Origin of the sequence: Confluentibacter flavum (genome assembly GCF_002843175.1) — a bacterium.
Classification (GTDB): domain Bacteria; phylum Bacteroidota; class Bacteroidia; order Flavobacteriales; family Flavobacteriaceae; genus Confluentibacter; species Confluentibacter flavum.
In genome coordinates, this window is record NZ_PJEO01000050.1 from 48654 (window position 1) to 67927 (window position 19274).

Here is a 19274-nt window from a genome sequence, read left to right on the forward strand (position 1 = left end):
ATTTATTATGAAATTAAAAAAACTTTTATTTCTGCCCGTATTTGCTTTTGCAAGCATTTGGGCACAAGCACAGGTAAGTGGTACTGTTACCTCCCAAGAAGATGGCATGCCTTTACCTGGTGTGTCGGTAATTGTATCGGGCACAACTCAAGGTACCGCTACAGATTTTGATGGAAATTATATGCTGGAAAATGTTGATGAAAATGCAACATTGGTTTTTAGCTACGTAGGTTTCCAAACGCAACTAATAGAAATTAGTGGACGTTCTGCAATAAACGTTGTGATGTTAGTAGATGCTGCAGCACTAGACGAAATTATTGTTACTGGATATTCCAGAGAAAGAAAAGTAGACGTAACTGGGGCAATTACGGTTGTAGAGTTAGGTCCAGCTGAAGGTGCTACTTTAAGTTCAGGTAGTGCTATACAAGGATTACAGGGTCGGGTGCCAGGGTTGTTTATTGAGAAGAGTGGAGACCCAACAGGAACTAGTAATCGAATTTTAATTCGTGGAGCTACAACTTTGGGTAACAACGATCCGCTTTATGTAATAGACGGCGTACCAACTGTAAGACAAGAGGTTTTTTCGAGTATAAATCCTAGTGCCATAGAATCTGTTCAAGTATTAAAAGATGCTTCTGCTTCCTCATTGTATGGAGCACGAGCAGGCAATGGTGTTATTATTGTCACTACAAAAAATAGTGCAAAAGCAGCAGGAGGAGAAAAATTTAATGTCGCTATAAATTCCAACGTGTCAATGCTATCAGAGAAAAAACAGCGCTATGATATGTTAAATGCACAACAAAGAGGACAAGCCATTTGGCAAGCATCAGTTAACGATGGAGCAGATCCTAATGCGGGTTATGGAGAGATTTATAATTTTGATTGGAATGGCGATTTTAATAATCCAGTCTTAAATAGTGTTTCCGTTCAACCTTTTGTGGGTGGCGATTCAACTGTACCTGCTGGAGACACCGATTGGCAAGATGAACTTTATCAAACAGGCTATGTTTCTAATAATGAAATCTCAATTTCTGGTGGTACCGATAATTCATTTCACTTATTAAATATCGGGCATTTAAAAAATACAGGTATTTTAAAATTCACAGGATATGAAAGGATTACAGCAAAATTAAATTCTAATTTTAATTTGTTTGACAATAAATTGCGTATAGGTATTAATACACAATTTTCAACTTCCGATGAAACCTTAGCGTCTCGAGATGTTGGTAGTGCATTTACCCCAGGTCTAGGCATTACTTTGGCGCCTACTTTACCAGTATATGACGCTAATGGAAATTATGCTGGGCCATTAGGAGCCGGTTATTCTGATAGAAATAATCCAGTTTTAATGCAGGATTTAAATCAATGGGATAATACAGATAGAACAAATATCTTCGGTAATATTTATGCAGAATTTGACATAATCAAAAACTTAACGTTTAGAACAAGTTTAGGTCTTGATTTCGGTGATTACAAAAAAAGAGATATTGAGCGAAGAGTCAGCAATGGGTTTATAACACGAGGAGATAATAGACTTATAGAAAACACTAATAAATTTACAAGTTTTGTATTTACTAATACATTGAACTATCAATTAGAACTTGGAGATGACCATAAAATAGGTGTTTTATTAGGGGCAGAATCAATAAAAGATGATTTTGCAAGTGTCAATGCCTCGGCAAATACTTTTGCAGTTGAAACAGAATCTTTTTTCCAGTTAAATGCTGCAACAGGGGCACGTACAAATAGTGGGTCATCAACAGGAAGTAGATTGTTGTCACAGTTTGGTAAATTAAACTATGCATTTCAAGACAGGTATTTAGCATCTTTAACACTACGTAGAGACGGGTCATCAAGATTTGGTGCGGATAACAGATATGGTGTTTTTCCAGCGGTTACAGTTGGTTGGAGAATTGATAATGAAGAGTTTTGGAAAGATAATGATATTGTAAACTCATTAAAATTAAGAGCGGGTTACGGAGAAGTAGGTAACCAATCAATTGGAGATGTGGCTCGTTTTGGTTTATTTGAATCTAGATATGGGCCAAACCAAAATCAATTTGTACCAGACTTTTTTAATATCTATTATAATGTAGGAACTGCTTATGACTTGTCTGGTATCAATACGGGTAACTTACCTTCTGGGTTTGTTTCTATACAGGCAGCAAATTCAGCATTAAAATGGGAAACCACAAAGGAATTGAATCTTGGTGTTGATTTTACGTTATTTAACAATAATGTGGTAGGGTCTTTTGATTATTTTACAAGAGAAACTAGTGATATCTTAACAACGCCACCAATTGCATCAGTAGTTGGTGAAGGGCAACAAAGAGTATTAAATGGAGCTACAACAGAAACCAAAGGTTGGGAATTATCCTTAGGATATTCTAAAACTTTTAACAACGGTCTGTCCATGACGGTATCTACTAATTTCGGTGCATTTAAAGACGAGATTACTCAATTACCAGAAGAGGTTGTATCTTCTTATCCTGGTACTGTAGATAATTCTATTATTGGTCATTCTCAATTCTCAATTTTCGGTTATAGAACAGCAGGGTTATTTCAAAGTCAAGCAGATATTGATGCAAGTCCCACACAAATTGCTGCTAGACCTGGAGGGTTAAAATTCCAAGATTTAGATGGCAATGGAAGTATTGGTGTAGAAGATAGAGATTTCTTAGGTACAACTTTGCCGGATTTAGAGTATGGTATTCGTATCGATTTAAATTATAAGAACTTTGACCTTTCTGTATTTGGGTCAGGTGTAGCTGGAAGAATTGGACAAGACCCTTACATATTCTGGAATAATTTTGTACAAGGTAGAGAGAATGCTGGACTTGGCGTGTTAGATGCATGGACCCCTAATAATACAGGGTCTTCAATTCCATCTTTGTCGTTAGCGTTTAATGATTTAAGAACTTCCGACTATTTATACAGAAAAAATTCTTATTTCAAAGTTAGAAACTTACAATTAGGTTATTCGTTCCCGGAAGAAATGATAAGCAAATGGGCCGGAATGACAGGATTGAGACTTTACTTTCAAGGTGAAAACTTATTTTGGTTTACACCAAAAGATTATATAGGTGCAGACCCAGAGCGAACTAATGTAGATAACATTCCCGTTCCAACCACACTTTCACTAGGGTTAAACATAAACTTTTAAAAATTGAAAAACATGAAAAATATAAAAACATTTTTATTTGGAATTATAGCAACAATAGTTGTTGTAGGTTGTTCCAAAGATTTTTTAGAATACGAACCAGAAGGGGTATTATCTAATGAAAACGTCGCAACTGCAGAAAATGCTGAAGCTCTAGTGGTAGCTGCTTATGCAGGTATCGCTAATGATGAAATGGTTGGGCCATTAACGCATATGTGGGTATTTGGTAGTGTACGATCTGATGATGCCTATAAAGGTGGTGGTGGCCGTGGAGACGTTGATATTATTGATCGCTACGAACAATACAACTTAACTACTGCAGACGATCCATCAGACTGGATGGGGCCAAGAACTTGGACAAACTATTATAAAGCCATATCAAGAGCTAATTTTGCATTGTCGGTAATCAATGACATTCCTGATACAGATTATGCAGACAAAACTTTAAGACAAGCTGAACTACGCTTTTTAAGAGCACATTCTCATTTCATACTTAAATTATTGTTCAAAAAAATACCTTACATCACAGAGGGTTTGTCTCAAGAAGAACTTTTGCAAATTTCGAATGATGTTGAGAATGATGCTTTATGGAATACCATTGCTGATGATTTCTTATTTGCATACAACAATTTACCACAAACTCAAGACCAAGTTGGTAGAGCCGATAAAAATGCGGCGGCGGCTTATTTAGCTAAGTTACGTTTGTATCAAGCTTATGAGCAAAACGACACCCATCAGGTGACCAATATCAATGCAACCAGATTACAAGAAGTGATTGATTATGCGGACGATGTTACGGGAGCTTTGGAAGCAGATTATGGTAATAATTTTTTAGATGGATTTGATAACGGTTTAGAATCTATTTGGGCAGCTCAATTTTCAATAAACGACGGAACAGTAGTAAGTAGGGTAAGTTTTGTTACAGGATTGAATTCGCCTCACGGAACTGGGTTGTATGGGTGTTGCGGATTCCATTTGGCAAGTCATAATATGGTAAATGCATTTAAAACCGATATTATTACTGGGTTGCCTTTATTAGATACGTTTAATAACAGTAATATTTTTAATGTTGTTGATGGCAACGGAGAAACACCATTGGCAGCAGGCGTCACTTTAGATCCGAGAATTGACCATACGGTTGGAATACCTGGTCGCCCATTTAAATATCGCAATACAGTTAATACGACTGGTGATATGGTATATAATTTTAGTTGGGCAAGAGACCCAGGTGTATATGGTTATTTTGGTAATATGAAAGAACAACAGGCACCAGATTGTTCATGTTATGTGAAAGAAGGGCCATTTGTAGGAACGTCTAAAAATGTTGATTTTATACGTTACGCCGATGTGTTATTATTTAAAGCTGAAGCATTAATTCAATTAAATCAAGTTGATGGAGGCGTGACAATTATTAATCAAATTAGAACACGTGCAGCAGCAAGTACTCAAAGACAAATTGACGCTGGGGCTTCAAACGTTTATAATGTTGGCATGTACCCAATGGGAATGTCTAAGGCAGATGCGTTTAAAGCGTTAATGTTTGAAAGAAGGTTGGAGTTTGGTATGGAAGGACCAAGATTCTTTGATTTAGTAAGATGGGGCATGGCAGAACCAGTATTGAATGCTTATTTGGCGGTTGAAAAAACAAGGAAAGATTTTCTTGCTAATGCTCAGTTTACTGCGGGACGCGATGAGTATTATCCAATACCACAAAGAGAGATTGATTTTACAGGAGGTCTATATGATCAAAATCCTGGATATTAATTTTAATCATAAAATTGTTTAGTTTTTTAAGTTAGTTTTTTTAAATTAAGAGGGTGTTTAATTAAACACCCTCTTAAACTTTTAAATGAAGCACCCATGAGAATAGTATTTACATATACGAGGATGATTGTTAAGGGTGTTCCATCTGACAATTAAAAACAATAAATAAAAACAGATGAAATAATATGTCTAAAATAACATGTTTCGGAGAAGTCTTATGGGATGTATTCCCTACCCAAAAGAAAATTGGAGGAGCCCCTTTAAATGTTGCTAGTAGGTTACGATCATTTAATCATGATGTAACGATGATTAGCGCTATAGGTGAAGGTAAAAGTGGCGCTGAATTGCTACAATATATTAAAGATGTTGGCATTGATGCCAGTTGTATTCAAGTGCATAATGAGTACAAAACAGGAAAAGTAAAAGTGATGCTGAACGAAAAAGGATCAGCCTCATATGATATTAAATACCCAAGGGCCTGGGACAAAATAAGGTTAACGGAAATAAACAAAGGGGTTGTTAAAAATTCGGATGCTTTTGTTTTTGGAAGCCTTGCAGCAAGGGACGATAGTTCTAGAAGCACATTGTTCAAACTTATTGAACTTGCCAATTATAAAATTTTTGACCTTAATTTAAGGCCACCGTATTATACCAAGGAGGTTTTAATACATTTAATGAACAAAGCCGATTTTATAAAATTTAATGATGATGAACTTTATGAAGTGAGCAAGGCAATGGGGTCTAAGTTTAATTCATTGGAGCAAAACTTAATGTACATTGCAAACAAAACAAATACGAAGCATATTTGTGTCACTAAAGGACACCACGGAGCTGTATTGTTATACAATGATAAACTTTATTACAATAGTGGTTTTTTAATAAAAGTAATTGATACTGTTGGTGCTGGCGATTCTTTTTTAGGTGCTTTAATAAGTCATCTTCTTAACAAGATAAATCCCCAAGAGGCCATAGATTTTGCTTGTGCCGTTGGGGCTATGGTAGCCCAAAATGAAGGAGCTAACCCTGTGTTGATAAAGTCAGATATCGATGCATTTATAAATCCATATAAAGTATAGAGTTATTAAAATAATTTATAATGGTTTTTTTTTTTGGTATTATAGAAAAACTAAATATCTTCATTAAATATTCAAAAACTTCAGGTATTAAAAAGAAATATCAATTTTGTTGAAAAATCATTTTATCTATACCAGAGAGTGCTTGGTTTTCCCACATCTATTTGTTGAAAGCCAAAATCATTACTTTCGAAAGCATTGGTCTTGAATACACTGCCACTGCTGTTAGGGGTTACTGGGTAATAGGATAGAGATAGTTGAAAAGAACTAAAAACCAAATAATCATTTCTAATAATAAATCCAACTCCAAACGAAGAGTAAAGCTTGCTATCAAAAAGAGATTCGTCGGCGTCCCCTAAAATTCCTCCAGTAATATTTACATACGGATTTAATCTAAAACCTAAAATATCCCAAGGAGAATAGAATTGAGCTTGAAATGACAAAATGGCTTTTTGAGTGCCATAAATATTGGCATTGAAGCCAGGAATGCCAGATCTTGTATGGTTTTTAAATTCATTTCGGTCATAGCCATAGGCATAGTAGTTTTCATTTAAATTCAGGCGATCTGCAATTGTATTTTTTCGATTATAACCTAAAAGTATTTGGGGCTTTATAAATTGTCTCATTTTCCATTTACTTCCTAATGAAATAAGGTTTGTAAAATAATTTAGCTCCACAGACAAAGCCGTTTGTTCCTTTTTATTACCGTTTATAAAAGTTCCGTAGCCTATATTAGCATTAAAGTAGCCCCATTTTAAATAATCGGCAAATGCTATATTGCCTCCAACATAATAGCGATTTACATCATTTTTTATTTGATACCCAGGGGTAAATGAAATAGCAAAACCAATGGGAACATCTTCAATAATACCATCTCTAAATATAAAATGATCTTCAACAAATTGCCTTGATGCCAATCCAATAGCTCCTAAATAAAACTTTTCTTTTGAAAAGTAGTTGATGGAATCAAACGCCATTTCGGGCGATTCTTTGTAAGCGACATTGGCAAATCGAACCGAGGTGATGAGGTTTGTGGTACGTTCTTCAAGTGAATTATTTGAAAAAATTTTAAAAGCGTGCCCTATCCAGAAATCTTGTGTTTGAAACTTAAATGTTTTAGTTTGGAAATAATTTCGGGAATCTGCTAGTGAATCTAATTTAACTTGCTTGTCTAAATAAATACCACCAGCCCATCGTGTTAATGGGGAAATGAAGCCTCTATCGATGCTCAAGCTTTTTCTTAAATCACCCTCTAAAGATTCTATATAAATTAATCTGGTATTAATGTAGGTGTTTTTTATGTTTGAAATGACATATTCTATGCTGTGTGCTGTACTTTTATCTTCGAATTTCTTATCAAATCTATTATTAAATTCATGGCCAATGCCAAAAAAATTGCGTTCCTCTAATCCTATATTCATTTTAGACTGTGAAATTGATCCTTTTGGAATCAAACTCCAAGAGTCCAGCACGCGCACGGTAACATCGACCGAGTCCGTTTTATTTCCTACTTTATCTATATCTATTTTTACACTTCTTATAAACTTTTGAGAGCGCAATAAACGTTTTGATTCAGAAATTTTGAATGTGTCGAGCAATGCGCCTTGATTAAAAAGTAATAAATTCCGAATAGCATAATCCTTAGATTTGAGGTGGAGGTGGTTGCCCGTTGTACCAAGCCAACTTTGAGACGTTTTATTGGGATTGTCTACTGAATAGCCAAAAGGATCCATAGTTTCTATAACGATATTTCTAATAGGTTTTCCATGAAAGGGCTTATAGGATTGTGTAGTAATTTTTTTTCGTTTGTTTTGTGTGTTTTCGTTGGCCGACCTAAAAATTAATCCATGAATGGCTTTTGTAAATTTACGCCGTTTGGAATAATCCTCAATTTTTTTATATACTTCCGTTGAATCATTTCCAGATGTTTGTCTTTGAGCCATAATTGCATTGCTAAGTAGGCATAAAGCAACCGTGAGAAAGATTTTTTTTAAATTCATTTATTAAATAAATTAAGGGTGTCTCAAAAAAAATCAAATATAATTATTTAGTTAGTGATGCTACATTTTTAGAATTAAAGTGTTTAATAAATATGAGATTTCCACACAATTATAGGCTTTGTTTAATATTTAAATAAACCTTAACAAAGAAACTCAGAAAGAAATATCAATTTCTTAAAAGAATAGCGGTTTAAAGTATAGGATTATTATATTTGTCACTTAAACGATATCCTTGTAGTATATACACTCAAGGATTGTTTAACAGCCTAGTTTCTCAATTTTGACAACCACTAAACTATAAAGCCCTATGAGCAAAGAAAGTAAACGCAGAGAAGCGCTTATATACCACGCAAAACCAACTCCAGGAAAAATTCAAGTTGTACCAACAAAAAAATACGCCACTCAAAGAGATTTGTCTTTGGCATATTCACCAGGTGTTGCCGAACCTTGTTTGGAAATAGCAAAAAATGTAAAAAATGTTTACAAATATACAGCCAAAGGGAATTTGGTTGCAGTTATTTCAAACGGAACAGCCGTTTTGGGTTTAGGGAATATCGGTCCAGAAGCATCAAAACCTGTTATGGAAGGAAAGGGGTTGCTTTTTAAAATATTTGCAGACATAGATGTATTCGATATAGAAGTAAACACAGAGAATGTTGAAGAATTCATTCAAACCGTAAAAATGATTGCTCCTACATTTGGAGGCATCAATTTAGAAGATATTAAAGCCCCTGAAGCCTTTGAGATAGAAAGGCGTTTAAAAGAAGAATTGGATATTCCAGTCATGCACGATGACCAACATGGTACGGCTATTATATCGGCAGCCGCTTTAATAAATGCTTTGGAAATCACAAAAAAGAAAATTGAAGATGTAAAAATCGTCATCAGTGGTGCTGGGGCTGCGGCCATTTCGTGTTCTCGTTTATATCAAGCTTGTGGAGCGAAACGTGAAAATATGGTCATGCTTGATAGTAAAGGCGTGATAAGGAATGATAGGGAAAACTTATCGGGCGAAAAAGCCGAATTTTCAACCCACAGAAAAATAGATACCTTAGATGAAGCCATGATTGATGCCGATGTTTTTATAGGCTTATCAACGGCAAATATTGTTAGCCCTCAGATGTTATTAGCAATGGCTAAAAATCCTATTGTGTTTGCCATGTCAAATCCAAATCCAGAAATAGAATACCAACTTGCTGTAGATACAAGAAAGGATATTATAATGGCAACTGGTCGTTCAGACCATCCTAACCAAGTAAATAATGTACTTGGATTCCCTTTTATTTTTAGAGGGGCATTAGATGTTCGAGCAACAAAAATTAACGAAGCCATGAAAATGGCTGCTGTTAAAGCTTTGGCAAAACTGGCTAAAGAACCCGTTCCGGAACAGGTTAATATTGCCTATGGCGAAACGAGGTTAACATTTGGTAAAGAGTATATTATTCCAAAACCATTCGATCCTCGTTTAATTGCCGAAGTACCTCCAGCAGTAGCCAAGGCTGCTATGGAAAGTGGTGTTGCTACCCATCCTATTGAAAACTGGGAAAAATATAAGGATGAATTATTGGAGCGACTAGGGTCTGATAATAAAATGATTAGATTGCTTACCAACAGAGCAAAAATGGATCCTAAGCGAGTGGTTTATGCAGAAGCAGATCATTTGGATGTTTTGAAGGCAGCGCAAATAGCATATGATGAAGGTATTGCGATTCCCATTTTATTAGGTAGAAGGGAAACGATTCAAAAGTTAATGGCTGAAATCGAATTTGATGCAGATATTCAAATCATCGACCCAAAATCTGATGAAGAGGAATTCAGAAAAAATAAATATGCAAAAGTATATTGGGAACAAAGAAAACGTAAGGGCGTTACCCTTTACTCTGCTAAGCGTATTATGCGAGAGCGCAATTACTTTGCAGCGATGATGGTAAATGAGGGGGATGCTGATGCTATCATTTCTGGATACTCTCTTAGTTATCCAGCTGTTGTAAAACCTATGTTGGAGTTAATCGGTTTAGCAAAAGGAGCTAAAAGAATAGCTACTACCAATATTATGATGACGCAACGTGGTCCCATGTTCTTAAGTGATACGTCAATTAATATTGATCCATCGAGCGAAGATTTAGTTAAAATCGCACAAATGACAGCAAGAACAGTACGTATGTTTGGTTTAGAACCTGTTATGGCATTGACAACGTTTTCCAATTTTGGGTCCTCTCCAAGTCCGAGGACAACTAAGGTTAGGGACGCAGTAGCCATTCTACATGAAACCAATCCAGAATTATTAGTAGATGGCGAATTACAAATAGATTTTGCCTTAAATAGTGATATGCTTGAAAGTGCATTTCCTTTTTCAAAATTAGTAGGTCAAAAAGTAAACACGCTTATTTTTCCAAACTTAGAATCGGCAAACATTACTTATAAACTTCTTAAAGAATTAAATAAAGCGGAATCCATAGGGCCTATAATGATGGGTATGCGCAAGCCGGTTCATATTTTACAATTAGGAGCGAGTGTAGATGAAATTGTTAACATGACAGCCATCTCCGTTATAGATGCGCAGCAAAAGGAAAAATGGGAGAAAGAAAAGGGAAATGCAAAATAAATAGGAGTAAATAATTTCATTACATTTGATAGCATAACCTAAAGTTAAATGATAACTCATATTCAAGGAAAATTAGTTGAAAAAACCCCAACAGATGTCGTTATAGAATGTAATGGTGTTGGGTATGCTATCAATATATCATTACATACATACTCGCAAATACCTGATAATGAGAATTTAAAATTATACACGCATTTGCAAGTTAAAGAAGATTCCCATACACTGTATGGGTTTTCTTCATTAGCAGAAAGAGGGATTTTCAGGTTGTTGATTTCTGTTAACGGCATTGGAGCCAATATTGCAAGAACCATGCTTTCGTCCTTAACCCCTATCCAAATAAAAGAAGGCATTGCAAAAGAAGATGTTGTATTGATACAATCCATAAAAGGAATTGGCACCAAAACAGCTCAACGTGTTATCATTGATTTGAAAGATAAAATCTTAAAGATTTATGATATGGATGAAGTTTCAGTTTCTAAAGACAATACCAATAAAAATGAAGCGTTATCTGCATTAGAAGTGCTTGGTTTTGTTAAAAAGCAAGCAGAGCGTGTTGTCGATAAAATTTTAATATCCCAACCAGATGCCAATGTGGAAACCATTATAAAACAGGCCTTAAAAAATTTATAATAGATTTGAATACAACTAATCATATTTTTTATAGAGTAATTAAAAAATACTTTGCTTTAGTTTTTGTTCTTTTATTCTCTCTCTTGGCTCGGGCTCAGGAACCCGAACAGGATTCCATAATATCTGGCTTTAATTTAGGTACTATTAAAGTGCCAAACCCAAACAGTATAGAGTCTAAATACACTTATGACCCCATTACTGATAGATATATCTACACCGAAAAAATAGGGAATTACAATATAAATTACCCTATTATTTTAACGCCAAAAGAATACCAAGATTTGGTGGCTAGGGAAAATTTGAAAGCCTATTACAAAGAAAAAATAGATGCTTTCGATGGAAAAAAGGATGGCTCTAAAGATGGTCAAAAAAACTTATTGCCAGAGTTTTATGTAAAATCAGATTTTTTTAAATCCATTTTTGGTAGCGATATCATACAGGTAGTTCCCCAGGGATCTGTAGAAATGGATATGGGCGTTCTTTTTTCTAGACAAGATAACCCCTCTTTTTCACCTAGAAATCGGAGTAATTTTACCTTTGATTTTGACCAACGTATTAGCCTTAGTTTACTTGGGAAAGTGGGAACGCGGCTTCAGGTTACTGCAAATTATGATACGCAATCCACGTTTGATTTCCAAAACCTTATCAAATTAGAATATACACCAACAGAAGATGACATTATTCAAAAAATAGAAGTCGGTAATGTGAGTATGCCTTTAAACAGTTCTTTAATAACGGGTGCACAAAGTTTATTTGGTGTTAAGGCGCAGTTACAATTTGGAAAAACAACCGTTACTGGCGTTTTTTCTGAACAAAAATCGCAAGCAACATCTGTAGTGGCGCAAGGAGGTGGAACGGTTGAAGATTTTGAATTGTTTGTAAGGGATTATGATGAAAACAGGCACTTTTATTTATCTCAATATTTTAGGGACACTTATGATGAAGCTTTACAAACCTATCCTTTTTTAAATAATCGAGGAGTACAAATTACTAGAATAGAGGTTTGGATTACCAACCGAAGCAACAGAACCGAAAACGTTAGAAATATTGTAGCACTTCAAGATTTAGGTGAGAACGAAAAATTCGGAAATGCTGGAGTTGTTGTTTTTGCTGGCCCAGATGCTTTTCCAAGTAATGAAAATAATGGGTTGGACCCAACAAATATTGGTGGAGCAGGTTCACAGTTAACAAATGCTATTAGAGATATAGCTACAGTTCAGAGTGGTATATCAGTTCCAAATTCAAGAGAAGGTTTTGATTATGCAAAATTAGAAAATGCCAGAAAATTAATGGAAGGACAAGAATATATTTTAAATAAAGATTTAGGATATATCTCTTTAAATCAACGTTTAAATAATGATGAGGTTTTGGCAGTTGCTTTTCAGTATACTGTTGGGGGTCAGGTATATCAAGTAGGTGAATTTGCTAATGATGGCATAGATGCAACCAGTGTTACAACTAACAGTTCTGGACAAGTAACCAATGTTGTGAATTCAAATCTTGTTTTAAAAATGCTAAAAAGCAGTATTACAAATGTAACCCAGCCAGTTTGGGATTTGATGATGAAAAACATTTATGATACAGGGGCTTATAACTTAAGCCAAGATAATTTTAAACTGAACATTTTTTATAACGAAGCGTCTCCATTAAATTATATTACACCAGTGGGTTCAACACCATTTCCTGCTCCTAGTGGTAATGATCAGCCAATTCAAGAATCTCCTTTATTAAGAGTATTCAATTTAGATAAATTAAATTTTAATAATGACCCACAAGCGAATGGTGATGGGTTTTTTGACTTTGTTCCCGGGATAACGGTTTTAACACAAAGCGGAAAAATAATTTTCCCCAATGCTGAACCTTTCGGGGAATATCTATTTAATAAATTATCAAATAATGGTGCAGAAAATTATGATGATCCCGCATCATACAACGAAAACCAAGTAAAGTATGTGTATGATGTACTTTATAAAAGCACCAAAACAGCTGCTTTGGAAGCCATTGAAAAAAACAAATTTCAATTAAAGGGGCGATACAAATCTACAGGCGGTGATGGTATCTCTATTGGTGCTTTTAATGTACCAAGAGGTTCTGTAAAAGTAACTGCTGGAGGCCGTGTTTTGGTTGAAGGGATCGACTACATAGTAAACTATGAGTTAGGACGTGTGCAAATTTTAGATGAAGCGTTAAAAGCATCCAATACACCCATTAATATCTCTACAGAAAACAATGCGGTTTTTGGTCAACAAACCAGACGCTTTACTGGTCTTAATATTGAACATAAATTCAACGAAAACTTTGTATTAGGAGGTACACTCTTAAATCTTAACGAACGACCCATTACCCAAAAAGCGAATTATGGCACCGAACCAATTAATAATACAATCTTAGGGATTAATGGAAATTACGCCACCAAAGTGCCGTTTTTAACTCGTTTGGTAAATATGTTGCCAAATATAGATACCGATGTGGAATCTAATTTGTCCTTAAGGGGTGAGTTTGCGTATTTAGCCCCTGGAGCTCCCAAAGGCACCAATCTTAATGGAGAAGCAACGTCGTATGTGGATGATTTTGAAGGAACTCAAAACGCAATCGATTTAAAATCACAGTTATCATGGTTTTTATCCAGCAGACCTTTAGACTTAACAAATTCGCCAGGTGATGACAATAATGGTATTCAAAATGGTTATGGTAGAGCCATGTTAAACTGGTATACCATCGATCCTATTTTTTACACCAACCAAAGACCTAATGGCATATCTGATGACGATTTGTCCAGTTTATATACCAGTAGGGTTTTTATAAATGAACTGTTTCCAGATAGAGAACTGGTGCAAGGTCAAAATTCGATATTGTTTACTTTAGATTTAGCGTATTATCCAACCGAAAGAGGGCCTTATAATTTTGACCCAAACGCGGCCAATGGCGTTTTAAATAATCCTACAGAATCTTGGGCCGGTATTACACGGCAATTAACATCAACCGATTTAGAACAGGCAAATGTAGAATATATTGAATTTTGGTTGCAAGATCCATTTCAAGAGAATCCTACAAACCCTGGCGGGAAATTGGTTTTTAACCTAGGAAACATTTCCGAGGATATTATTAAAGATGGACGTAAACTATATGAAAACGGTTTGCCAAAAAGTGGTGATGTAAGTTTGTTGCCAACTACGGCTTGGGGTACTGTGGTGCCTCAAAATCAAGCATTAGTGTATGCGTTCGATAGTACAGGAGAGGAGCGTGTTAATCAAGATGTAGGATACGATGGTTACAACGATGCTGAAGAGGCTGCCGTATTTGGTGCTGAGTTTGGACCAGATCCTTCAAAAGATAATTATACCTATTTTTTAAATACAGACGGAGATATTTTTGAACGTTACAAGCAGTACAATGGTGTGGAAGGCAATACGCCAGACACATTTAGTAATACAGATAGAGGTGCCAACACCCAACCGGATGTAGAAGATATTAATCGTGATAATACCATGAACACGATTGATAGTTATTTTGAGTATGAACTAGATATTACAAGACAAAATTTACCAGAAGATCAATTAGGATTTGATAATATGCCCGATTCAAATCCTTTAAAAGAATTTTTAAGGGATTACAAAGAACGCCCTCGTGCACTTGCTAATGGAGATAGTCAAAATGTTAGATGGTACTTACTTAGAGTCCCTGTTCAAGGAAGCCATGTAACGGCTGTTGGTGGTATTACTGATTTAAGATCGGTTCGTTTTGCTCGTGTTTTTCTTAAAGAATTTACTGAAACTACCATTTTTCGTTTTGGTACTTTAGATTTAGTAAGGAGCGATTGGAGGCGTTATAACCAAACGCTACAAACTGATAAAGATGATCCTGCCGATGACAATACAGATTTTTCGGTAGGCGTTATTGGTACGCTGGAAAACGAAGGTAGTTATAGCAGTCCTCCCGGAATCGAACCAGAAGAACTTTTTAACAATAATACGGTCATACCACAAAATGAACAATCACTAGTAGTGAATGTTTGTAATTTAGAATCAGAGGATTCCAGAGGGGTATTTAAAAATATCAGTATTGATATGCGCCAGTACAAACGTTTAAGAATGTTTTTACATGCAGAACCAGGAGATTCAGGGTCTTTAACGGACAATGATTTAGTTGGTTTTATACGAATAGGTAACGATTTAAACCAGAATTTCTATCAAATTGAGATTCCTTTACAAGTATCAACCTCTAATTCAAGACAAGGGCTATGGCCAGAAGACAACGAAATTAATATAGCAATCGAACTTCTGGGTCAGATTAAATCAAATGGTATTTCAGATGGAACTTTAATAAATGAGGATCCCACATTTTATGATGTTGTAAATGGCGAATTAGTAGCAGTTACAGACCCGTTTTCTGGTTATGTGTCGGGACAACATCGTATAGGGGTAAAAGGAAATCCAAATTTTGGTGACATCAGAACCCTTATGGTAGGCGTTAAAAATGCAACTAGTAGTAATGATATTTGTGCCGAAGTTTGGTTTAATGAACTTCGGTTGTCCGATATGGATAACGAAGGTGGTTGGGCCGCTGTAGTAAGTATGGATAGCAATTTCGCAGACTTCATGAATATTAGTGCTACGGGAAGACAAAGTACTTCTGGTTTTGGTAGTTTAGATCAAGGGCCAAGTCAGCGTAGCCTTGAAGACGTCAAGCAATATGATGTAGTTGCCAACGTAAACGTTGGACAGTTATTACCAAAAAAATGGGGCATTCAAATTCCTTTTAATTATGGACAAAGTGAAGAATTGATTACACCTAAATATGATCAGTTTTATGAAGATTTAACCTTGCAATCTAGATTAGATGCTGCCAATTCTAGTGGTGAAGAGGAAACTATAAGACAACAATCTGAAGATTATACAAAACGACAAAGCATCAACTTTATAGGCGTAAGAAAAACAAGAACAACCGATGCCACGCCCCGTTTTTATGATGTTGAAAATCTAACCTTAAACTATTCTTATAATGAAGTTGAACATCGGGATTTTGAAATTGAAAATGCCGTAAACAAAACAGTAAGGGTTGGTGCTAATTATGCTTTTAACTTTAACCCTATTAATATTGAGCCTTTTAAAAAGAATGATTCCTTGTTTACTGGAAAATACTGGAAAATACTAAAAGATTTCAACGTTAATTTACTACCAACGAGTTTTACCATCAATACAGATATTAACAGACAGTTTAATAAGCAAAAATTCAGGGATATTGATTTGGGTGGAGGCAATATTGGAATAGAAGAGTTGTTTCGAAGAAATTATACATTTGATTTTCAGTACACCATTAATTATGCCCTTACTAACGCATTGCAATTAAACTTTACGGCAGCCAATAATAATATTGTGCGTAATTATTTTAAAGATGATATTCTTAATGGTGAACAAGACCCTAATTTGGATGTTTGGGATGGCTTTCTGGATTTTGGCGACCCCAATAGACAATTTCAAAGATTAGGACTTACTTATAAATTACCGCTAGATAAAATTCCAACCTTTAGTTTCATCAATGCGACTTATGAATATATGGGAGATTTTCAATGGCAAAAGGGATCCGATTTATATGGCAATTTGGAACTCGATGGACAGACCTATGATTTAGGGAACAATATTCAAAATGCTAATACCCATAATATTAATTCGGCACTCGATATGACCAAGCTATACAGATACATCGGGTTGGTTAAAAAGCCTATTTCGCGAGCTAGTACCACAACAACTAGTAGGGTTGGCCCTCCTGGCCCTGGACAAAATAATCCAGTTCAAGCAAACAGAAAACCCCAAGGAATCACTAAATTATTAAATGCTGGTGTAGATATATTAACAAGCATAAAAAGAATTCAACTTAATTATACGGAAAACAATGGTACTTTTTTACCAGGTTATTTGCAAACACCCGGTTTTATAGGAACCCTCAAGCCAACTTTAGGTTACACGTTTGGTAGCCAAAGTGATATTAGATATTTAGCCGCTAGCCGTGGTTGGTTAACACTGTATCCAGAATTTAACCAACAATATACAGAAACACATACCAAACAATTAGATGTTTCTGCAAGCTTACAACCTGTAACTGATTTGCAAATAGATGTTATAGGCAATAGGGCTTATTATGAAAACTATACTGAAAATTTTAGGGTTAATAATAATGGTGGAGAGTTACAATATGAATCGTTAACCCCAAATACATTTGGGAATTTTAATATCTCTACACTTTTAATTAAAACGGCATTTGGTATAAGCGATGAAAATACATCGGATGCGTTTAATGATTTTAGAACAAACCGACTTACCATTGCAAGAAGATTAGCTTCAGAAAGAGGTGCCGATGTTAATGATGTTGATGCAGATGGCTATCCAAATGGGTTTGGTAAAAATAGTCAAGCGGTATTGCTGCCTGCCTTTTTAGCGGCCTATACGGGGCAAGATGCCAGTAAAGTAAAACTGGGCGCATTTAGGAATGTGCCTATCCCTAACTGGGATTTAAAATACACGGGCTTTATGAAGTTTGCTTGGTTTAAAAAGAATTTCAGACGTTTTTCAATCAATCACGGTTATCGTTCTTTTTACACCATCAATCAATTTAGGTCTAATTTAGATTTTAATGGTATCGATTATGGTTTGGATTATGCATCGCAACCAAATGATGATTTAGACCAATCTGGAAATTTTAAAAACCAAACATTATACAGCAATATAAATTTAGAAGAACATTTTAGTCCGCTTATTAGAATTGATATGGAGATGCAAAACTCCATAAAGATTTTGGCTGAAATTAAAAAAGATAGATTATTATCACTTAGTTTCGATAATAATTTATTGACCGAAATTCAAGGAAATGAATACATTATAGGTTTGGGTTATAGGATTAAAGATTTGCGCATACGCTCTAATTTAGCTGGACCAAGTGCACGTATTGTAAGCGACTTAAATATGAAAGCGGATATTTCCATCAGGGATAATAAAACCATTATTAGATATTTAGATTTAGAGAACAATCAAATAACCTCAGGGCAAACCATTTGGATGTTAAAATATTCGGCCGATTATGCGTTTAGTAAAAATCTAACAGCCTTGTTTTATTTTGATTATTCGTTTTCAGAGTATGCAATTTCAACAGCATTTCCGCAAACCACCATCCGTTCCGGATTTACGCTAAGGTATAATTTCGGAAATTAAAAATATATCTGTTTGAATTTAAAGTTCGAATAGATACATTTGCCCATATTTAACTTAAAACAATAACATGAATATTCCATCAGAATTAAAATATACAAAGGACCACGAATGGGTTAAGATTGAAGGAGATATTGCCACAGTCGGCATTACAGATTTTGCGCAAAGTGAATTGGGCGATATTGTATATGTTGAAGTTGAAACATTAGATGAAACATTGGCCGCCGAAGAAATTTTTGGAACGGTTGAGGCTGTAAAAACGGTTTCAGATTTGTTTTTACCCTTATCAGGAGACATTGTTGAATTTAATAATGCTTTAGAAGACGAACCAGAAAAGGTTAATAAAGACCCTTATGGTGATGGTTGGATGATAAAAATAAAGTGTTCTAACCTAAGTGAGGTCGATAATTTATTATCTTCAGAAGAATACAAAAACCTTGTCGGTGCTTAAAAAGTATTTATTTTTAATAACCATTTTTTATTCTTTGGCACTGGCTTCGGTTTGTTTATTACCAATTAAAAAGTTACCAGATGTGGGTGTATCCTTCGGCGACAAGATCTTTCACTCATTATCGTACGCTGTTTTAGCTTTTTTATGGTTTTATACCTTTTTTTTTCAATTTAAAATAAGTAAAACAAAAGCCATCTTGTTTGCATCTGTTATATCGATTATTTTTGGTATAATTATTGAGGTATTGCAAGGAGTGTTTACATCAACAAGACAAGCGGATGTGTATGATGTGCTAGCGAATTCCTTGGGAGTATTGTTTGCGGCATGTTTGTTACTGTTAAAAAATATAAATACAGTTAAAAAATTATAAACGCTTGCAATTTTGATAA

At 35.1% G+C, this 19274-nt stretch carries 9 protein-coding genes; 8 read left to right on the forward strand and 1 reads right to left on the reverse strand.

The features are described from left to right. Positions 1-7: 7 nt before the first annotated feature. The 3 genes from CSW08_RS13215 (at position 8) to CSW08_RS13225 (ending at position 6000) form a co-directional block, all read left to right on the forward strand. Entirely contained in the window at positions 8-3163 is a 3156-nt protein-coding gene (locus CSW08_RS13215; RefSeq protein ID WP_106660343.1) for a SusC/RagA family TonB-linked outer membrane protein, read from the forward strand. Between the two features lie 12 nt (positions 3164-3175). After that, positions 3176-4924, forward strand: a complete 1749-nt coding sequence (locus tag CSW08_RS13220; protein ID WP_106660344.1) for a RagB/SusD family nutrient uptake outer membrane protein — start codon at positions 3176-3178, stop codon at positions 4922-4924. A 185-nt stretch (positions 4925-5109) separates the two neighbouring features. After that, on the forward strand, positions 5110-6000 hold the full coding sequence (locus CSW08_RS13225) for a carbohydrate kinase family protein (RefSeq protein ID WP_106660345.1): 891 nt from the start codon (positions 5110-5112) through the stop codon (positions 5998-6000). A gap of 122 nt (positions 6001-6122) precedes the next feature. Here CSW08_RS13225 and CSW08_RS13230 read toward each other — a convergent pair whose 3' ends face one another. Continuing rightward, on the reverse strand, positions 6123-7997 hold the full coding sequence (locus tag CSW08_RS13230; RefSeq protein WP_106660346.1) for a BamA/TamA family outer membrane protein: 1875 nt from the start codon (positions 7995-7997) through the stop codon (positions 6123-6125). A gap of 307 nt (positions 7998-8304) precedes the next feature. Here CSW08_RS13230 and CSW08_RS13235 point away from each other — a divergent pair, with 307 nt between their 5' ends. The 5 genes from CSW08_RS13235 to CSW08_RS18290 all read left to right on the forward strand — a co-directional run bounded on the left by CSW08_RS13235 (position 8305) and on the right by CSW08_RS18290 (position 19255). Further along, positions 8305-10602, forward strand: a complete 2298-nt coding sequence (locus CSW08_RS13235; RefSeq protein WP_106660347.1) for an NADP-dependent malic enzyme — start codon at positions 8305-8307, stop codon at positions 10600-10602. Positions 10603-10650: 48 nt separating this feature from the next. Further along, the gene (gene ruvA, locus CSW08_RS13240; RefSeq protein WP_106660348.1) at positions 10651-11232 is read left to right on the forward strand and encodes a Holliday junction branch migration protein RuvA; all 582 of its coding nucleotides are present in this window, start codon (positions 10651-10653) and stop codon (positions 11230-11232) included. Positions 11233-11237: 5 nt separating this feature from the next. Further along, positions 11238-18437, forward strand: coding sequence for a T9SS outer membrane translocon Sov/SprA (gene sov / locus CSW08_RS13245; protein ID WP_106660349.1), 7200 nt, complete (start codon positions 11238-11240; stop codon positions 18435-18437). A 67-nt stretch (positions 18438-18504) separates the two neighbouring features. Then, the gene (gene gcvH, locus CSW08_RS13250; RefSeq protein WP_106660350.1) at positions 18505-18885 is read left to right on the forward strand and encodes a glycine cleavage system protein GcvH; all 381 of its coding nucleotides are present in this window, start codon (positions 18505-18507) and stop codon (positions 18883-18885) included. Beyond that, a complete protein-coding gene (locus CSW08_RS18290) occupies positions 18878-19255 on the forward strand; it encodes a VanZ family protein (protein WP_317044934.1) in 378 nt (125 codons plus the stop codon). The genes gcvH and CSW08_RS18290 overlap by 8 nt, the downstream gene beginning before the upstream one ends. The last annotated feature ends 19 nt before the right edge of the window (positions 19256-19274 follow it).